The sequence below is a fragment of the Nocardia puris genome (genome assembly GCF_036051655.1).
GTDB classification, from domain to species: Bacteria; Actinomycetota; Actinomycetes; order Mycobacteriales; family Mycobacteriaceae; genus Nocardia; species Nocardia puris.
This window is the reverse complement of sequence record NZ_CP107943.1, coordinates 3288982-3307076: the sequence shown is the minus strand read 5'-3', so window position 1 is coordinate 3307076 and position 18095 is coordinate 3288982. Positions and strand designations below refer to the sequence as shown.

The window sequence follows — 18095 nt, the reverse complement described above, 5'->3', positions numbered from 1 at the left end:
CACCCCGACATAGGAGGCCGCAGATGTCGAATCCGTCACTGCCCCAACCGATCAACTACATCGCCGACGAGTGGTCCGAGTGCCGGACGGTCCCGGACGCGTGGAATCTCGACCCCAACTCGGGCGAACCCGTCCACCGCACCGTCACCACCGCCCCCGAGGATGTGGAGCGGGCCCTGCGGCATGCCGAGCGGTCCTACGGTTTCGACCGCTGGGAGGACGCCGCGAGCGAGGAGCGCGCGGCCGTCCTCGAGCGCGCGGCCGCGCTGCTCGAGACCCGGATCGAGGACATCGCCAGAACCGACGCCCTCACCAGCGGCGTCCCGATCGCGAAGGCCAGGATCATCGCGGGGTTCCTCCCGCACCGGATTCGCGCGACCGCCGCGGACCTGCGCGCGCTCCCGCGGCGCACGGCGCTGAAGTCCGACGGCCGCGACGTGCGGCTGTACAAGGTGCCGTGGGGGCCCGCGGCGATCCTCACCCCGTGGAACGGGCCGAGTTTCATCCCCGCGGCGAAAGTGGTGAGCGCGCTGGCGGCCGGGTGCCCGGTCATCCTCAAACCGTCCGAGCACGCGCCGAGCAGTGCGCAGATCGTGGTGGAGTGCTTCGTCCGGGCGGGGCTGCCCGCCGGCGCGCTCCAACTCGTCCACGGCGCGGGTGAGGTGGGCGCGGCGCTCACCGGCGATCACCGGGTGAAGGTCGTCTCGTTCACCGGCGGTCCGAACGCGGGCCGCGCGATCGCCCGCGCGGCCGCCGAGGACTTCAAGGTGCTCCAGCTCGAACTGGGCGGCAACAACCCGGCTCTCGTGCTGCACGACGCCGACATCGACGTGGCCGCCGACGGGATCCTCGAAGGCATGACCAAACTCAACGGCCAGTGGTGCGAAGGTCCGGGCAAAGTGTTGGCGCACAAGGACATTGCCCAACCGCTGCTGGACGCGCTACTCGACCGCATCGCCCGCGTCGACATCGGGCATTCCCTCGACGAGAGCACGCGGCTCGGCCCGATCTCGAACGCCCCGCACTTCACCACGCTGCGCAACCGGATCGAGGAACTGCGCGCCCTCGGCGCGACGATCCATCAGCCCGCGCGGCTCCCGGCCTTCGGCGGGTTCTTCCTCTCGCCCACCGTCGCTTCGGGAATCGACCCGTCGGCGGCGACCGCCGAACTGTTCGGACCGCTGATCAGCCTGCACGCCGTCGAGTCCGACGAGGAGGCACTGCGCGCGGCCAACGCCAACCCTTCGGGCCTGGACGCGTATGTGTTCGGTGGCGATCTGGATCGCGCGATCGAGATCGGCTCCCGGGTGCTGTCGGGCGAGGTGCGCGTGAACGGCGCCAAGATCGCTGATCTCGGTGACGATTCGGCCCAGAGTTTCTGGGGCACTTCGGGAATCGGCGGGCACGGGCCCGGCGAATCCGTTCGGGTGTTCTGCGGCGACCGCGTGGTGGGCGTGGATTCGCCCGACCTCCCCCTGTAGCGCGCACCCACCTCGGAACCCAGGGACACGCACACGCCGCGAATTAAGTCAATTGATCCAGTCTTAAGACCACTATTCAGAAAGTGCCGATGCCATGAACTCCACCCCCACCCCGGCTCCCGCGGTCGTCGATGTCATCGGCGTCGGCGCCGGCTTCTCCGGCCTCTACCTCGCGCACCGGCTCACCAACGCCGGCTGGACCTTCGCCGGTTTCGAAGCCGGACCCAGCGTCGGCGGCACCTGGTTCTGGAACACCTATCCAGGCGCCCGCTGCGACGTCGAGAGCATCTACTACTCGTACTCGTTCGATGAAGCGCTGCAACAGGAGTGGACGTGGAGCCAGCGGTTCGCGCCGCAGTCCGAGATCCTCGCCTACATCAATCACGTCGCCGACCGCTTCGACCTGCGCAAGCACTTCACGTTCGGCACACGCGTGGTCGGCGCCACCTGGCACGCGGACGAGCGGCTGTGGGAGGTGCGGCTGGACAGCGGCGAGACGCGGCGCGGCCGGTATCTGATCTCCGGAGCGGGCGGGCTGTCCACGCCCAAGGATTTCGACGTGCCTGGCCTCGAGAACTTCGCCGGCCTCCAGGTGTCGACCAGCAGCTGGAACATCTCGCTCGACGAGCTCGCGGGCAAGCGCGTCGCGGTGATCGGCACCGGATCTTCCGGCGTGCAGGCCATTCCGCTGATCGCGGAGGTCGCCGAGCACCTCACGGTCTTCCAGCGCACGCCGAACTACGTGATGCCCGCCCGCAACGCCGAACTCACGCCGGAGCAGGTGGAGGCGATCAAGAGCGCGTACCCGGAGATCCGTGAGGAATGCCGGCACTCCCCCGGCGGCATCCCCGACCGCCCCGCCACCGACCGGGCGTTCGACGTCTCGGACGAGGAGCGGCGGCGGCGCTACGAACGGGCCTACGAACTCAGCGGATTCAACGGCGTCGGCGCCGAATTCGCCGACCTGCTCACCGATCCCGAGGCGAACCGGACCGCCTCGGAGTTCATCCACGACAAGATCCGCGAGATCGTCCGTGACCCGGCCACCGCCGAACTGCTGGTGCCCAAGTACCACCCGCTGGGCGCCAAGCGCAGCTGTTTCGGCACGGCCTACTACGAGACCTACAACCGGCCGAACGTGTCGCTGGTGTCGTTGCGCCAGGAGCCGATTCAGACGATGACCGCGAACGCGATCGTCACGGCGGAGGGCACGTACGAGGTGGACGCCGTGGTGCTGGCCATCGGGTTCGACGCCTTCACCGGCCCGTTGTACGGGCTCAACCTCACCGGAGCTTCCGGACGGATGCTCCAGGAGGCGTGGCGCGACGGAGTCCGCACCTACCTCGGCATGATGACCGCCGACTTCCCCAATTTCTTCATGGTGGGTGGTCCGCTGAGCCCCGCGCTGGCCAGCAACGTGGTGATGACCATCGAACAGGCCGTCGACTGGATCGCCGACCTGCTCGACCACGCCCGCGAAGTCGGCGCCACCGTGGTCGAGGCGACCCCCGAGGGCCAGGACGACTGGGTGAACATCACCGAGGAGACCGTGGCCGCCACGCTGTACGCCACCACCGACTCCTGGTATCGCGGCTCCAACGTCGACGGCAAACCCAACACCTTCATGGGCTACGTGGGCGGCGTGGGCAAGTACCGCCGCATGTGCACCGAAATCGCCAAACGCGGCTATCCCGGCGTCGCGATCGACGGCGAAGCACAGGCCCGCACCCTCGGCCCGATCCACCAGGAGATCTCATGAGCACGGTCACGCATCGGCGCTACGTCGCCTTTTCCGACGCGCACTACGCCGGGAACCTGGTCGACGGCGCCTTCGCCTTGAAACTGTTCGGTGACGTCGGGACCAACCTGGCGATCGAGATCGACGGCCACGAAGGACTTTTCGCCGGCTACTCGTCGGTCGAGTTCCTCGAACCGGTGCGCGGCGGCGATGTCGTGGAGGCCCAGGCCACGCTGGTGAAGAAGGGAAATCGCAGCCGCACGGTCGATTTCGAACTCCGCGTGCTCTGCCGCGCCGCCGACGACACCGGCCGCTCCCAGGTGCTCGAGACGCCGCTCGTCGCGGTGCGCGCCCGCGGCACGGCCGTCGTTCCCGCGCAAGGGGCGTGATCGACATGCGACTTCTCCACGACACCGGCTGGGCCGGGCAACCTGCCACCGTCGAACCCCCGCCGTCCGGCGACCTCGACTGCGAGGTAGTCGTGATCGGTGGCGGCGGAGGCGGCATGTCGGCCGCGATTCGCCTCGCCGACAAGGGGATCGACGTGGTGCTGCTCGAGGCGAAGACCCTCGGCTGGGGCGCGACCTCTCGCAACGCCGGGTACATCACCAACTCGATCGCCGCCGATCCGGCGTTGCTGGGCCTGTTGCTGAAGCCCGAGCGGCTGCGCGCGCTGTACCGGTATGCCGAGAACGCCGTGCACTTCGCCGAGAGCGCCCTCGCGCGGCACCGCATCGACTGCGGCTACCGGTCCGAGGGCATCGTGATGGCCGCAGTGTCGAAAGGCCAACTGCGACATGCCCGGCGCAACGCGAAAGTCCTTGCGGCGGCGGGCTCTTCGGCCGAGTTCGTCGAGGGCCCCGACGCGGGGCTGCCGGAGGGCTTCCTCGGCGGCCTGCGCGAGGGCGTCGGCGGCACGCTCAATCCCGGCGAGTTCGCCCTCGGGCTGCGCGCCGCGACGCTCGCGGCCGGCGTGCGCGTCCACGAGTACACCCCCGCCCTCGATGTCGTCGACACCGTCGGCGGGGTGACCGTCGAGACGCCGCGCGGGCGGGTCCGCGCCCGAAAAGCGTTGCTGACCACCAACGCTCACACTCCGAGCTTGCCCGGGGCGCCGAAGAACCTCGCCACCCCGGTGTGGACTTCCCTGGTCGAGACCGAACCCGTCGCGCCCGAGCGACTGGACGAGATCGGCTGGACCAGCCGGGCCCCGCTGGTGACGCTGCACATGATCCTCGAGAGCTATCGCGTCACCCCGCGCGGGACCATCGCTTTCGGCACCCGCCGCGTGCAGGCCGGCCGCATCCCGCTGCCGGATCGCACCCCCGCGCGCCACGTCGCCGACGACCTCGTCCGCGGCTTCCGCGAGCGCTTTCCCGGACTGCGCGATATCGAGCCGCGCCGCGCCTGGGGCGGCTGGATCGGGATGAGCTCCACCTGGTTGCCGGTCGCCGGCGAGGCCTCCGACAACGTGCTCTACTCCCTGGCCTGCAACGGCCACGGCTTCGCCCAGGCGCAGTACGTCGGCCACCTGCTGGCCGACCGCCTCGCCGGCGCGGCGCCCCACGCGGACCTGGCGGCGATCTGGCACGGCCGAAAGCGCTTCTGGCCCAGCCTCGTCAGCGGTCCCGCGCTGTACGCGGGCTGGCTCGCCGACCGCGCCTCCGACCGGCTGGCAGCCCTCACGAAATAACCCTCGACACCGTCCGACCGGCGTCACCCCCGAAGGAGAAGGTCATGACCATCCGAGAGTCGCTCTTCATGGTCGCCGACATCTGGATGATCGCCGTTGGATTCATCTACGGCGTCAAATTCATCCGGCACTACCGGAACTATCTGCTCGGCCTCGAGTGGATCATCGTCGCGACGTCGGGGACGAACTTCCTGATCTACGGCATTCTCAAAGCCGGTCACGACAGCCCGATGTACACCGCGGCGTACTTCCTGGACGCCTTCTCCCGGTCGATCGGCATCACCCTGATCCTGGTCCTCGGACTGATGAAGGTGACCCACCGCTACAAACCTTCCGCCGCCGTGGACATCGGCGCGTTCGCGCTCGCGGGCGTGGTGGGGTTCTTCCTCAGCGTGTACGCCGAGGAGATCGGCACCCCCGGCAAGATCTTCTACATCGTGGCCAACGTGCTCACCACGGCGTTCCTGATCTACTTCGTGCGGCGGCTGTGGGAGATCGGCGAGCGCGGCCACGCGGTGTGGGCGGGTGTCGCCACGGCCTGCGGATTCGTCATCTCCGCCACCTACGACTTCGTCCACATCCCGGGCGACGATTCCGAGCGGACGATCTTCTACATCTTCGCGCTGTCCACCTGGGGCTTGCAGATGTTCGCCTACTTCCGGGCCTACCGGGCGTTCGACGCCCACAACAAGCGCGTCGACGCCCGGGTGGTCGCGGTCGGCGCTCCGGTCACGGCCTGAGCCGGACCTCTCCCTTCGATCGCCCCACGGGCAGGAGTCCCCATGACAACGCATGAAGTACACGACGTGGTCGTCGTCGGCGCCGGCATGGCGGGTTTGACGGCGGCGACCACCCTCGCGCCCGACGCTGACGTGGTGGTGCTCGAATCCACCGATCGCACGGGCGGACGCGTGGAGACCGTCCGGCGGGGCGACTACTGGATCAACCTCGGCACCCAATTCACCGAGGGCACCGGCACTTTGATCAAGGCGCTGCGCAGGCACGGCATCGAGATGGGCTCGCTGGCGGACAAGAGTGTCGCGCTCTACTTGAACGGCGCGATGGTCGATACCTCGAATCCCGCGCAGCTCGTGTTCGGTTCGCGGATGAGCCTGCTGGACCGGATCGGGATGGCCGTCGTCGGCGCGCGCATCCTCGCGGTCACACCGTTCATGGAGTCGGAAAGCCTTGTGGCGCAGCGTGTTCGGGCGAGGCTCGATACCAAGCTGGCCTCGTACCTGTTGAAGGGCGTCCGGTCGGAACTGGCCGCCACCGTCGTCCGGTCGTGGTCGGCGCAGTGGATGGGCTGCGAGGTGGAGGAGACGGCCGCCACGCAGTTCGTCACGTCGGTCGGCATCGCGCTGGCCGATCCCGCGAAAGTCCCGAACTTCTCACTTCCGGTGGGCGGCAACCAGACGCTGACCGACGTGCTGGCCGAGGACCTCGGCGACCGCATCCGACTGAACTCGACGGCGCGGTCGGTGGTCCGGGACGGTGACGGCGTGCTCGTCGACTATCTCGACGGCGATCGTCCGGTGCGGCTGCGAGCGAAGCGCGCGATCGTCACCGCGCCCGCCGACATCGCCGAGCGGATCATTCCCGACCTGCCGCAGCGGCACCGCAACGCCTTCAACGACATCACCTACGGCCGGTACGTGGTCGTCGGCTTCTTCACCGACGAAACCGGGCCGCAGCGCTGGGACGACCACTTCGCCGTCTCGACACCCCAGCTCTCCTTCCAGGCGATGTTCAACCACGCCGCGGCCCTGCGCGGCGAGGGCGACCGGAAACCGGGCGGAGCACTGGCCTGTTTCGCCGGCGGCGCGAGGGCCGACGACCTGCTCGACCGCTCCGACGACGAGATCGTGGCGCGCTTCGCCACCGACCTGCTCACCGTCTTCCCCGAGCTGGACGGGAAACTCGGCGAGGGCATCGTCCGCCGCCACCGCCGCGTGGTGCCCTTCTGGGCGCCGGGACGCCGGAATTCGCTGCCGGCACTGCGTGATCCGCTCGATGGGATCTACCTGGCCGGTGATTACCAGCTCGACCTGCCGTCGCTGGCGGATGCGGCGACGTCGGGTGAGCGGGCGGCGCAGGCGGTGCTGGAGAGTTTGGGACGTGTCCGGGGGCCACGCGGACGCCCGCACTGATCATCGCGAGGCGGAACGGCCGGCGGGCCGCGCAGTCGCGCAACGCGGCCTCGGTGGCATCGGGGTCGGCGGGCACCTGGCAGGTGATGATGTCTGACCAGCTCACGGGACCCGGTCGGTGCACGTGACGCACCCTGGTTTCGCGCTTCGACGAAAGGCCGGGTGAAGCACGCACATACATCCCGATTTGGCGCTACAGTCACGCAGCAGCGGTTCGGCGATCGGACGGAGGGCCCGATGCGAGAGGTGCAGGCGAGAGAGCAGTGGGGGTCGCGGGCCGGCTTCCTGTTGGCCGCGATCGGATCCGCGGTCGGCCTCGGCAATATCTGGCGATTTCCCTACGTCGCCTACGACAACGGTGGCGGCGCGTTTCTGCTCCCCTACCTGATCGCGCTGCTGACCGCCGGCATTCCGGTCCTGCTGTTCGAGTACGCCATCGGTCACAAGTTCCGGGGCTCGCCCCCGCGGGCCTTCCTGCGGCTGTCCCGGCCCGCGGCTGCGATCGGGTGGTGGCAGGTCGCGATCTGTTTCGTCATCGCCACCTATTACGCGGTGATCATCGCCTGGGCGGTGCGCTATGTCGGGTTCTCGGTCGGTCAGCAGTGGGGTGACGACACCGACGCCTTCTTCTCCGACTTCATCCACCAGGCCGACGAGCCGGGATTCAGCACCAACTACGTGGCCGGTGTGGCCGTACCGCTCATCGCCGTCTGGGCGATCACGCTGGGGGTGCTCGCATTCGGTGTACGGCGGGGGATCGAGACCGCCAGCAAGATCTTCATCCCGCTGCTGGCGGTGCTGTTCGCGATCTTGGTCGTGCGGGCCTTGTTCCTGCCCGGAGCGGCGCAAGGGCTGGACGCCTTCTTCACGCCCGACTGGTCGGCCATCACCGACGGCAGCGTCTGGGTCGCAGCGTACGGGCAGATCTTCTTCTCGCTGTCGGTCGGCTTCGGCATCATGATCACCTACTCCTCATACCTGCGCCGACGCGCGGATCTGACCGGTTCCGCGCTGGTGGCCGGGTTCGCCAACAGTTCGTTCGAGATCTTGGCCGGCATCGGCGTCTTCGCGGCTCTCGGGTTCATCGCCGCCCAATCCGGCGTCGCGGTGAACGAAGTCGCGACCAGCGGTATCGGGCTGGCGTTCGTAGCCTTCCCCGAAATCATCTCGCAGCTGACCTTCGGTGCGGGATGGTTCGGCCTGCTGTTCTTCGGATCGCTTGTCGTCGCCGGCCTGACGTCATTGATCAGCATCGTGCAGGTCATCATCGCCGCGGTCCAGGACCGCACCGGCATGACGCGGGTGCCGGCCGTTCTCATCGTCGGCGGCGCTACCGCCGCGGTCTCGATCGCGCTGTTCCCGACCGAAGGCGGACTGTTCCTGCTCGATGTGGCCGATCACTTCATCAATTCCTACGGCATCGCGCTCGCCGGCCTGATCGCGTTGATCGTCGTGGTGTGGCTGCTGCGCAAACTGCCGGTGCTGCAAGAGCATGTCGACGAGATCTCGGCGATCCGGCTCGGCCGAGTGTGGACGCTGACTCTCGGAGTGATCACTCCCGTCGTACTCGGCTGGATGATGATCGACACGCTGCGCGCCGAGTTCGCCGAGAACTACGGTGGGTACTCCACGGGTTTCCTGGTCATCGCGGGGTGGGGCGTCGCGATCGGCGCGGTGGTCGTCGGCGTTGTGCTGGCGATGATCCCGTGGCGCGACGTCGCCGCGGACGGTCCCGCGGTGACCCCGGAAACCGGTGGCGGTCAGGCGCAGACACGGAAGGCGGAGAACTGATGTCGGCGGGTGCGATCATCATGATGATCATCGCGATCACGGTGGTCTGGGGCGGCTTGGCCGCATCCATTCTGCTGTTGCGGCGTTTCCCTGAGGCGCCGGAGGACCAGGACTGATCGGATGCGCGGACGCTGAGCACCGGAGTGCGCGGCTACCGTGCGAGCAAGTGCGCGGTCACCGCGTTGGCCAGCCAATCGCGGTACTTGGTGGCCGGCCAAGCGCTTTCACGGCGCAGCAGCCGGAAGACGTGTGGCGAGGCGAGGGCGAAGAGGCTGTCGGCGGCGGTGTCGATGTCGATGTCCGGGCGCAGGGTGCCGCGCTCGGCGAGGCTGCGCACGAACGCCGCCCAGAAGGCCCGGGTGGCGGCCGCGCCCGCTTCGGCCCCGGATCTCATGGCGGGGTCGGCGGACGCCGCGTCCACGCCGACCATGATGAGATCCCCGGCACGTTCGAGCAGGCCAACGGTGTAGTCCACGATCCTGTCGACGGCCGCCCGCGGATCGGCTTCGGCCAGCGCGGCCTGGACTTCTGGTCGTTCGGCCACCGCGATCGGCTCCTCGTCGCCCACCGTAGCCACGTCGAGAGCGTGCCGGAACAGCGCGAGCTTGCTGGGGAAGGCGTCATAGAGTGTGCGTTCCCCGACTCCCGCCCGATGCGCGATCTCCCGCATCGGCGTGCCGGCATAGCCACGCTCGACGAACAGTTCACCGGCCGCCTGCCGAATCGCGGCCCTGGTCGCCGCGGCCCCCTCGGCGCGTTTGGTGGCCCGGTACGGCCTCTTGACGGGTTGGCTCACGAGGAGGATTCTAGCAACATTCACCGCAGTGGCACTGCGGCTAATTCGAGGAGGTGGCCCCGATGCCCGATCTCGCCGGCGTCCATCACGTCAAGATCCCGGTCTCCGACCTGCCCCGGTCGGTGCGGTGGTACCGCGAAGTCTTCGGCTTCCGCCCGACGATGCAGTTCGCCGACAGCGGCGACGGCGTTGTCCGCGGCGCGGCCGGCGACATCCCAGGCCTCGGCATGGTCGCCCTACGCGAGACGCTGACCCCTGAGAGTCCGTGGTCGCGATGCCGGATCGGACGATTCGCTCGAGCCCGGCGCCGTGCGGGAAGCCGGTGCTCGAACGGGGTTCGGACGCTGGTTGCCGGTGCCCCCAGTCGGATTCGAACCGACACTGAATGGATTTTAAGAACCTCCGGCCCGCCGTAAGCACACCCCGGCCACCTGCGTCAACAGTCGGCGCGCTGGTGCATCGCCGCAGGTGAGTGGCACTAATTGACCACCTACTGCGCATCGCTGCGCACCTACCGCGCACCGCTGACACCCCGCCCGGTGCCGGGGTGGTGCCGGGGTGCTCAGTCCTCAGGGACCGGAAGACCGTCCAGCAGTGCGCCGGGGGTCGTCTTGAGCCCGGCAGCGAACCGCACGATGTTCTCGATGCGGGAACTGCGATGCCCACGTTCCACCTGACCGAGATACGTCCAGTGGACGCCGATCTCGTGCGCGGCCCGCTCCTGACTCCAGCCCAGTTGCACGCGCGCGGCCCGTACGCGCTTGCCGTAGGCGCGCAGGGTCGCGTTGGCGGCTGGCTTCCGGTTGGGCTCTGGCATGACGAACCAAGCTCATCCGTCCCATGCACAAATGGCCAGAGCGTAAACGTCCTACTCCCAGGTGACGTGCTATTTTTCTCACACGGGTCGGGCAGTGCAGACAGCGAGGAAAACGTGAAGAAGTATGTGCTCGTCCTATGGGCGGCGGCGTTAGTCCTGAGCGGATGCGGCAACGACGACAGTGCGTCCGGCGATGCCACAGCAGCCCCGACGCCAACTACCACGACGACTACTGCGATGCCGCCGATATCGCTAGCGCAGGAGGCCCAGCCATACGCCGAAGCCGTCCATCAGCGCGTAGCGCCATGCTTTGACAACAACGGCGGGGTCAGCGCAGTACACGCGATATCACAGCAGTGCGCGGTGGCAATCACGTCGACAGTCGCCGCATTGAACGAGTGGTACGGACGCCTGCACAGCGGCGCCCCGAGTGCTCGCACGAGAATCCAGACTCACATCTCGAACCTCGAATACTGGCGCGACTTCTGCGTTCCCTCGCAGCCGAACTCGCCACAGCGGATGTCGTGCGTCACGTTCCTACCCACCAACGACATCGGTATCAGCATCATGTCGGCCTTTTCAGAGGACGCTAACCGAGGCCGGTAGCCTGCCCCGATCCCCGATGCACCGCCAAGACGCCGGCCGAGAAAGCGTTTAGCACCGCTCCGAGCCATCTACGGAGAATGCGTCGGGTACTGGCTTACGGAGTCGCCGACTGCCGGGGGACGCTTATAGCCTGGCCGGGGGTAGCGCAAGGCCATTCCCTGCGGGCCGAGTTCTTGCCTGCCGCTTGATGTGCCGCACTGGCAATGTTGGGGCGGGCTGGGCGGCTCATCGGCTTACGTCCGAACTCGACGGCCCGCCGCTCCCCTGGGAGAAGCGGCCGAGGTGCGCTTGCTGGCCTTGCTCCCGGCCGAAGCCTTCCGCGCCGGGTTCGGCTTCACCGTCACGGTGAGCGTGCGCGCAGGCTTATCCAGCTTCGGGGTGACATCCAGTTGCCGGTCAGGCTTGCCGTGGTACCCCACAATGGCTTTGGTGAGCACTCCGCGTCCGCCTGGTGTACGGAACTCCGCGCCCAGCTTCACACCCTTGTAGTCACCGCCCTGGCCGACTTCGAGATGCTTCTCGAAACTGCCGCTTACGTACGCGCCACGTGCACTGGACGCAGCCTTGCGCGCCCCTGTCGCAGCAGCCGACCGCGCCGCCCTGCGCGCTGCCGTGGCGGTTGCGCCAACCTTTGTTCCCGCCATCCGCGCGAACCGACCGCGCGCGTCGCGCTTATAGGTGCGGCGTGCCATCAGTCCTCCCCCGCAACACGTTTGCGGAGTTCCGCTAGCGCGGCAGGCTCGACCATCTTGGGCGAGATACCCCGATACCGCCCGCCCTGGCTTGGTGGAGCGTCCTCCAGACCGACCGGGGTATGCCCCCGACCCCATGAAAATTCCGCGGCGGCGTTCCGATGTGCGCTGTGCCTGTCGCGTTGCTGTGGTGTGGGCCGACTCATTGGAAATTCCTTCGGGCTGAGGCGAGTTGGGCATTCCCGCAAGCAGTCGCAAGCTGTGCCGGTCAGCGTCAGGACCACACGGGCGGGGTGTAGGTACTGTCCACAGTCACCTTGAGAACGGCAGCCGCACCCCGGTGCCGAACGCCGGTACCGAAACCACGAGCGAAGAACGAATCTTGTAGCGGGTATCGCTGATCGCGACCGGGGATGATCCGCAGACCCTGATACGCCGGATTGACATGCTGCCGCAGCGCCACCGGGTTCAGTTCGCTATTCGGCCCACCGGTCGCCACGCAGGCCACGTATCCGGCTGGCAAGTAGTACGACTGCACCACCCATGCAGGTCCATAGCTACCCGACACCGGCATCCCTGCGAACTCGCCGGGTGCGACCTGCCCAACGATGTTCTCCTCCGTGAGATAGGCGGGCGCTGCGGCACTCGGGATGAAGTCGTACTTCGGCATCACGTCACCGGTTTCGCCACCTTCGCGGGGGCGGCTCGGCTCACCACGCTTGAAGGTAGCGATGGCGTCGCCCTCAGCCGGGTTGCACAGGATGAGCAGTCGGGTGTTCAACTGAGTGCCGTAGCCCTTGCTGCGGACCGCCGTGATCAGCAACTCCAGATCGGCACTGTCGATGACGCTTGCGCCGCTGGCGAACATGTGGGTAGTGCTCCCGCTGAACTCCTGCCCGGCGAAGGGCGGCGGCACCATGCCGTCTGCGTTCCACAACGGGTACACCGGATGCTGAAATTCATTCGCGCCCTGCGCATTATCGAACAAGCGGCGCAGAATCGCACCGGTCACCAACCGGTTGTCCGCCGAAATTGCACTGTCGATGGCACCGCGCACCTGCTCGACGGTGGCATCTCGCAGGAACTTCCATGTGAAACGAGTAGCCAGGTCGTAGTCCTTGAAGTCATAACCGACTATCAGCGCCTCAGGACCCGCGCGCAGGCCGCTTGGTTCGCCGAACTCCGAAGCCTCCTCGAAATGGTCGGCGGCAATCACCTGCGGAATAGGGTCGGCTACCGATGTCGTCGCAAAACTCACCAGCGCGGCGAGCGCGGAACGGTCTCGGTTCGCCTCCGACAGGACGCCCGACAGCTCGTTCCAGATATCGTTAAGGTTCACACCGTCGCTCGTCCGGTCGACGAGGACGTCTCCTTCGGTCGCGTAGCCGCTGTCGCCGCCGAAAACCGGTAGCAGGAAAGGGTCGAGCAAGGTATCCATGGGTTCGCTCCATTCAGTGGGCCAAATTCTTAGCCTCGCAACGCGGGCACGTTGCGGGGATGGCCACGGGCCAGACAGTTCCGATCCCTGCGGGAGCACTGCTCGCATGCACCGGGCGGTACCTTCATTGTAAACCCTTGCAGTGCAACAGTTTTGACTACCAATACTGCATCGAACAGTCAACGCTTGCCACCTTTTGGCCGCACATGTATAACTGGGGTGTGTACTCGGCTGCCGCGCCGGAAGCTGAGCCAGTTCGGACCTGAGGTCCATCGCCAGGGCAGAGCCCACTGACTTCTTTCGATACTTCCGTCGAGAGCGTGTGCGCCAATGTGGCCCCTCTCGACGCATCGCCTTGAGAGGTAGTGGCAGCAAATGGGCAGAACAAACACCGTTGCTCGACGCACGGTTGAAGACTACTCGGAACTCCCGACGATCTACGGCGGCAAGGGGGTTATCGAATTCGCAGCACGCGAACTCGGCGTGTCTGTCACTCCAACACTCGTTCGCCGTGCTACGGAGGCGCGGCGCTTGCAGGTATTCAAAATCAGCACACGCAACGTCTATTCCGAACGTGGAATCTACAACTGGATTATGTCCATGGCACGGGGCGGCGCGAAATGATTTACGAACGCGGCGAGTCGCGTGAAGAGTACGTTCAGCGCATTATGAGCACCTACCGCGAGGCCACCCCGCTAGGCGAACAGATCGACGCGGCTCTTCGAGTAGGAGATTACGAGTCATTCACGCCCAGATGGGATTGCTTCCCGGAGGTAGTGAAGGCAGTCGACAGTGTGCGAAATATGCCCACGACTGTCCCTAACGAAGTGTGGTTGCGGAAGCATAGAGTCGATTGGCTGCACAGCAATCTGCCAGGGCGGAGGGTACTCCCTGCGCGATACGGCAACGGATACAACCTAACGGCCGAGTTCATCGGAAATGGAGAGAACGCCCCCGCCCGGCGCGCCGCGTTGCACGGAATCGAAGCCGAGTACGCGCGCGAGCTCGCCATTGCCATTACCGGGCCTGTGATGCCGCAGTGCGTCGCGATTTATGGCAAATCTGCACTTCGGTACGCACCGCCCGTCATAATAACCGAACTCGAAACTGGCGAGGTCGTTCGCATGAATACGTCAATTGTGGCGTGCCCAGTGCCGTACGGCTGGAGCCTTCTGCGCATTGCCCGAATGATGGCCGAACAAGCCACACATTGCTTCTGGTGCGCTCGAATTGGTGACATTGACGGCGATACTCGAATGCCCTTTGCTCTATTGGTCACGACGGGCACCCTACTACGGGTTTTTCCAGCGTGCACCAGTTGTCGCATAGCGTTCGATTCCAAATACGGATTCGACGGGCTGGACTGGCTACACCTGGACGACTGGGACCACGCAACCGGATATCCCGCCGAAGAGTTCCGCTGAATAGAGAGTGTCGGCCGGGTCATCACTACCGGCCGACACTTCCTGGAGAGCGGCTATTCTCCCTATTTCTGGCCTGGAGCGTTGGCCAATTGGTACAGCCTCCGAAAGAAGGACCATACCGTGAGCAATAGTAACACCGGCGGGTACCGCACACATACGCGTCGGATACGCGAGGGCGAATACGCAATTTCATTCCGCACCCACAATTTCCCGCCGTATATTCCCGAGGGACTGGCCGATATGCGCCCGGTCGACGCCGCCCTGGCCTACGCCGAGGCGGGATGGTACGTGCTGCCGGTGATACCCGGCACGAAGAGGCCGAGGCCGGATAAGTGGCATAAGCGTTCCAGCTTCAACCCCGAAGTGATCCGCGAGTGGTACCGAAGATGGCCGAATGACGGCGTCGCGCTGCACGCCGGTCGTTCGGGCGTCGTGATCTTCGACTTGGACAGACACGACCTAAATGAAGTTCCCGAGGAACTTCGGGAATCCTTGCGAAAAGGCAGGTTCCAACGCACTCGCGAGGGCGGAAGCGATCGCGGGCATTACGTATTCGCGGCACCGCGCGGCGAGAGCTACGGCAACGGCGCGGGGGCGTTCGCTCCATTTGGTGACGTGCGCGGGAAAAACGGTGTGATCGTCGTTGAGCCCACCACACACCCGTCTGAAGGCGGGCTGTACCACTGGCCTACGGCGGGTGCTGTACCCGCGCTGCCTGCGGCACTACAGGCGTGTCTAAAGGCTGCCAGCAACGAGGCCGAGCCCCTGCACGCGGCCGAGCTGGATGCGTTTTACGCCCGGCACACCGACAACCAGCGCCCCAAGGCGCTAGATGTATGAGGCCATGACGTTGGTGACGCCGGTGTCGAGGCGGCTGGCCGGGGGTCGGTCGCCGGCAGCAGTATGCGGCCGATGGTAGTTGTAGTGGACGTTCCAGATCCCGAGGGCCTCGCTGCGCTGCCGTTCGGAGGTCCATTCGCGGGCGTAGAGGAATTCCTCGGCCAGGATCCGGTTGTAGCGTTCCACCTTCCCGTTGTGGCGGGGCGTGTAGGGCTTGATGCGCTGGTGGCGGGCACCGTGCAGCACGGTCGCGAAGTCGTGGGCTCGGTAGCAGGACCCGTTGTCGGTGACGATCCGTTCGATGAACCTGATGCCGTGAGCAGCGAAGAACGCCCGGGCGCGGTGAGTGAATCCGATTGCTGTAGCAGCTTTCTCGTCGGTGAGTGCTTCGGTGTAGGCCAGTCTGGAGTAGCCGTCCACCGCTGAGTGGAGGTAGACGTATCCGGCTCGCGCGCCCTTCTTCTTGGCGCGGCCGACGGTTCTGGCTTGCGCTGATCCTTTGCCGTGGACGCGCCAGCCACCACCGTCGGGGATCCGTCCGACCTTCTTCACGTCCAGATGCATCATGTGACCGGGCCGGCGGGCTGTGATCCGGCGTGGTCTCCGGTTGTTCTCGCCGTTCGGGTCGATGAACCGGCGCCGGTGCAGTCCCAGGTGCTTCAACTGCCGGCCGACGGTCCGCACAGCGATCTCGACATCGTCGGTGGCGAGTTCGGTGGTGATCCGACGGGCGGACCACTTCTTGTCCCGCCGCAGCTTCTCGATCCGCACCACGACTTCTGGTCGGGTGGCCCTCGGTTGGTGGTGCGGAACGCTGGAGCGGTCCTGCAACCCGGCCTCACCGAACTGACGGTGACGGTTGACCCACTTCGATGCGCATTGCCGCGAGATGCCCATCTCGGCGGCGACATGGGCGATCGGGCGGGTTCGGCAGCGTTGCACGAGACGGCGGCGGCCTTCGATCGACAGCGGGGCATTACGGTGGGTCACGGACGGATCTTTCGGCTGGGGCGGATGGGGGATTGGCGTTTTCCATCCTGCCGCCGGGAGATCCGTCCCCCTTCAGCTCACCCCTGCCCCAGCGTCAACAACCTCATGACCCGCAACAGCTAGACGGGATTGTGAAGCGGTTCCGGGAAGAGGTGGACGACGGTAGCTCCCGACACGAAGCACTTGTGCGCGTGCTGCCGTGGGCTTTCCGCGAGGCGCGAATCGGTCGTTTTCCTGCGCAGGACGCCGCCGACCGATTGCGGGCTGCATACCTGGAGATGTTCGAAGGCGTCCCGGGGCGGCGACCCGAGCCGGGCGAATTCGACCGGCTCGCGAAATGGGCTGCTGCGCAGGCACTCACCGCCGAACCCGCCGAAATTCAGGCGCGGGTTGATCGAGACGCCCCGCCTACGCCGGAGCCGGCCGAGAAGCGGTTCACTATCTTCACGGCGGCTGAACTGGCCGAACCCGTGCCGCCGATGGAGTGGTCGGTTCGTGGGGTGTGGCCGCGCTATTCGTTCGGGCCGTGGGCTGGCGAGAAGAAGACCCTCAAGACGTACAACCTGCTCGCGCTGACGGTTGCCCTTGCCAGCGGCAAGCCGATGTTCGGGGAGTTCGAGGTTGTCGCGCCTGGCCCCGTGCTGTATTTCGTGGGTGAGGGCGGCAAGCACCCGTTCCAGCGCCGCCTACAGGCCGTGGCGCGAGCGTACGGCGTGGACCTGCGCGAGCTGGCTATTGGCGCGGTGTTCGACGTCGCTTCGCTGGCGAGTTCCGATTTCACGAATGCGCTCAAGCGCGGGCTGGACGAAATGCAGCCCGAGATGGTGATTGTCGACCCGCTGTATGCCTTTCACCCGCCGGGCGTTGAGGCGCAGAACCTGTACGAGCGCGGGCGGATGCTCGCCGAGCTGGGCGCAATCGTCAACGGCGAGACGGGGCTCATCGTTGCGGACCACTTCAAGAAGACCGGCTCCGCGGACCTGGACCTGGATTCCATCGCGCAGGCGGGCATGGGCCAATGGGCCGACAGCTGGGGACTGCAGCAGCACCGAATACCGCCTGACCTTGCCGCCGGGGAATACCGCCTTTCTGTGGAGTTCGGCTCACGGCAGTGGGGCGGCTCGCGCTACGAAATCGACTGGACCTTGCCCGCTGTGGGCGAACTCGAAGCGGGCGAAGCCACCTCCGCTGAAATCGCTTGGAGCGTCCGCCAGGGCGATGGGTCAGCGCGAAGCAAGGGAACTAGAGAAGACCTGAGCCGGGTGGTTGAGGAAATTCTGACCGACCATTCGTTTGAGCTCACCAAAACGCAGCTCATCAACGAAATGAAAGGGAACAGCAGAAAGGCGCGGGAAACCGTGGCCGCGATGATCGCCGTCGGGAAGGTGGAAATTCGCGACGTGGAGCGGGCCGAGAAGGACGGTAAAACGCGCAGTCGCAAGCTCATTGGGCTGAGCGATCAGCCGAAACTCAAGTTTGGGCGGGTTGGGTAGGCGGGCCACTGTTGGCCCGTGTTGGCCCGACCTTGACGCCGAAAGCAGCATATTGCCTGGTAGGTGGCCGTTTTGTATACGGGCCAGCGTTGGCCCGAGTACGAGCAGGCGGGTACCGGGTGCCCGGCGGCCCGGCAAACCCGGGC

General features: G+C 66.4%; 18 protein-coding genes. 13 read left to right on the top strand and 5 right to left on the bottom strand.

Annotated features, from left to right (window positions below; translation table 11 throughout):
• Positions 1–23 precede the first annotated feature (23 nt).
• From OHB21_RS15065 to OHB21_RS15030, 8 genes are all read left to right on the top strand, one after another.
• On the top strand, positions 24–1481 hold the full coding sequence (locus OHB21_RS15065; protein ID WP_067508176.1) for an aldehyde dehydrogenase family protein: 1458 nt from the start codon (positions 24–26) through the stop codon (positions 1479–1481).
• A gap of 94 nt (positions 1482–1575) precedes the next feature.
• Entirely contained in the window at positions 1576–3240 is a 1665-nt protein-coding gene (locus OHB21_RS15060) for a flavin-containing monooxygenase (protein ID WP_195141979.1), read from the top strand.
• Positions 3237–3608, top strand: coding sequence for a hotdog fold domain-containing protein (locus OHB21_RS15055; RefSeq protein ID WP_195124746.1), 372 nt, complete (start codon positions 3237–3239; stop codon positions 3606–3608). Before OHB21_RS15060 ends, OHB21_RS15055 begins: the two co-directional genes overlap by 4 nt.
• A 5-nt stretch (positions 3609–3613) precedes the next feature.
• Positions 3614–4912 (top strand): NAD(P)/FAD-dependent oxidoreductase, encoded by a 1299-nt coding sequence (locus OHB21_RS15050; RefSeq protein WP_195124745.1) that lies wholly within the window; start codon positions 3614–3616, stop codon positions 4910–4912.
• Positions 4913–4956: 44 nt separating this feature from the next.
• Positions 4957–5652, top strand: a complete 696-nt coding sequence (locus OHB21_RS15045) for a transporter (protein ID WP_195141978.1) — start codon at positions 4957–4959, stop codon at positions 5650–5652.
• A gap of 42 nt (positions 5653–5694) precedes the next feature.
• The gene (locus tag OHB21_RS15040) at positions 5695–7062 is read left to right on the top strand and encodes a flavin monoamine oxidase family protein (RefSeq protein ID WP_195124744.1); all 1368 of its coding nucleotides are present in this window, start codon (positions 5695–5697) and stop codon (positions 7060–7062) included.
• Positions 7063–7299: 237 nt separating this feature from the next.
• A complete protein-coding gene (locus OHB21_RS15035) occupies positions 7300–8853 on the top strand; it encodes a sodium-dependent transporter (RefSeq protein WP_195124743.1) in 1554 nt (517 codons plus the stop codon).
• Positions 8853–8969, top strand: a complete 117-nt coding sequence (locus OHB21_RS15030) for a methionine/alanine import family NSS transporter small subunit (protein ID WP_084537526.1) — start codon at positions 8853–8855, stop codon at positions 8967–8969. Before OHB21_RS15035 ends, OHB21_RS15030 begins: the two co-directional genes overlap by 1 nt.
• Before the next feature lie 35 nt (positions 8970–9004).
• Here the strand turns inward: OHB21_RS15030 and OHB21_RS15025 are convergent, their stop codons facing one another.
• Complete coding sequence (locus OHB21_RS15025; RefSeq protein WP_195141977.1) at positions 9005–9649, bottom strand: TetR/AcrR family transcriptional regulator; 645 nt, start codon at positions 9647–9649, stop codon at positions 9005–9007.
• 62 nt (positions 9650–9711) lie between these two features.
• On the opposite strand from OHB21_RS15025, the gene OHB21_RS15020 reads away from it, so the two are divergent.
• Complete coding sequence (locus OHB21_RS15020) at positions 9712–10065, top strand: VOC family protein (protein WP_195141976.1); 354 nt, start codon at positions 9712–9714, stop codon at positions 10063–10065.
• Between the two features lie 146 nt (positions 10066–10211).
• Here the strand turns inward: OHB21_RS15020 and OHB21_RS15015 are convergent, their stop codons facing one another.
• From OHB21_RS15015 to OHB21_RS15005, 3 genes are all read right to left on the bottom strand, one after another.
• Entirely contained in the window at positions 10212–10466 is a 255-nt protein-coding gene (locus OHB21_RS15015; RefSeq protein ID WP_195141975.1) for a helix-turn-helix domain-containing protein, read from the bottom strand.
• An 839-nt stretch (positions 10467–11305) separates the two neighbouring features.
• The gene (locus OHB21_RS15010; protein ID WP_195141974.1) at positions 11306–11764 is read right to left on the bottom strand and encodes a hypothetical protein; all 459 of its coding nucleotides are present in this window, start codon (positions 11762–11764) and stop codon (positions 11306–11308) included.
• A 274-nt stretch (positions 11765–12038) separates the two neighbouring features.
• Complete coding sequence (locus OHB21_RS15005; RefSeq protein WP_195141973.1) at positions 12039–13202, bottom strand: hypothetical protein; 1164 nt, start codon at positions 13200–13202, stop codon at positions 12039–12041.
• A gap of 375 nt (positions 13203–13577) precedes the next feature.
• On the opposite strand from OHB21_RS15005, the gene OHB21_RS15000 reads away from it, so the two are divergent.
• The 3 genes from OHB21_RS15000 to OHB21_RS14990 all read left to right on the top strand — a co-directional run bounded on the left by OHB21_RS15000 (position 13578) and on the right by OHB21_RS14990 (position 15466).
• On the top strand, positions 13578–13826 hold the full coding sequence (locus OHB21_RS15000; RefSeq protein WP_195141972.1) for a hypothetical protein: 249 nt from the start codon (positions 13578–13580) through the stop codon (positions 13824–13826).
• Positions 13823–14626, top strand: coding sequence for a hypothetical protein (locus OHB21_RS14995; RefSeq protein WP_195141971.1), 804 nt, complete (start codon positions 13823–13825; stop codon positions 14624–14626). The genes OHB21_RS15000 and OHB21_RS14995 overlap by 4 nt, the downstream gene beginning before the upstream one ends.
• Before the next feature lie 120 nt (positions 14627–14746).
• Positions 14747–15466 carry a bifunctional DNA primase/polymerase gene (locus OHB21_RS14990; protein ID WP_328439299.1) on the top strand — a complete coding sequence of 240 codons (720 nt, stop codon included), beginning with the start codon at positions 14747–14749 and terminating at the stop codon, positions 15464–15466.
• Here the strand turns inward: OHB21_RS14990 and OHB21_RS14985 are convergent.
• On the bottom strand, positions 15455–16456 hold the full coding sequence (locus OHB21_RS14985) for an IS481 family transposase (RefSeq protein ID WP_328439297.1): 1002 nt from the start codon (positions 16454–16456) through the stop codon (positions 15455–15457). The two genes, OHB21_RS14990 and OHB21_RS14985, sit on opposite strands and share 12 nt — an antisense overlap.
• 32 nt (positions 16457–16488) lie before the next feature.
• Between OHB21_RS14985 and OHB21_RS14980 the strand changes: the two genes are divergently transcribed.
• Entirely contained in the window at positions 16489–17949 is a 1461-nt protein-coding gene (locus OHB21_RS14980) for an ATP-binding protein (protein ID WP_328439295.1), read from the top strand.
• The last annotated feature ends 146 nt before the right edge of the window (positions 17950–18095 follow it).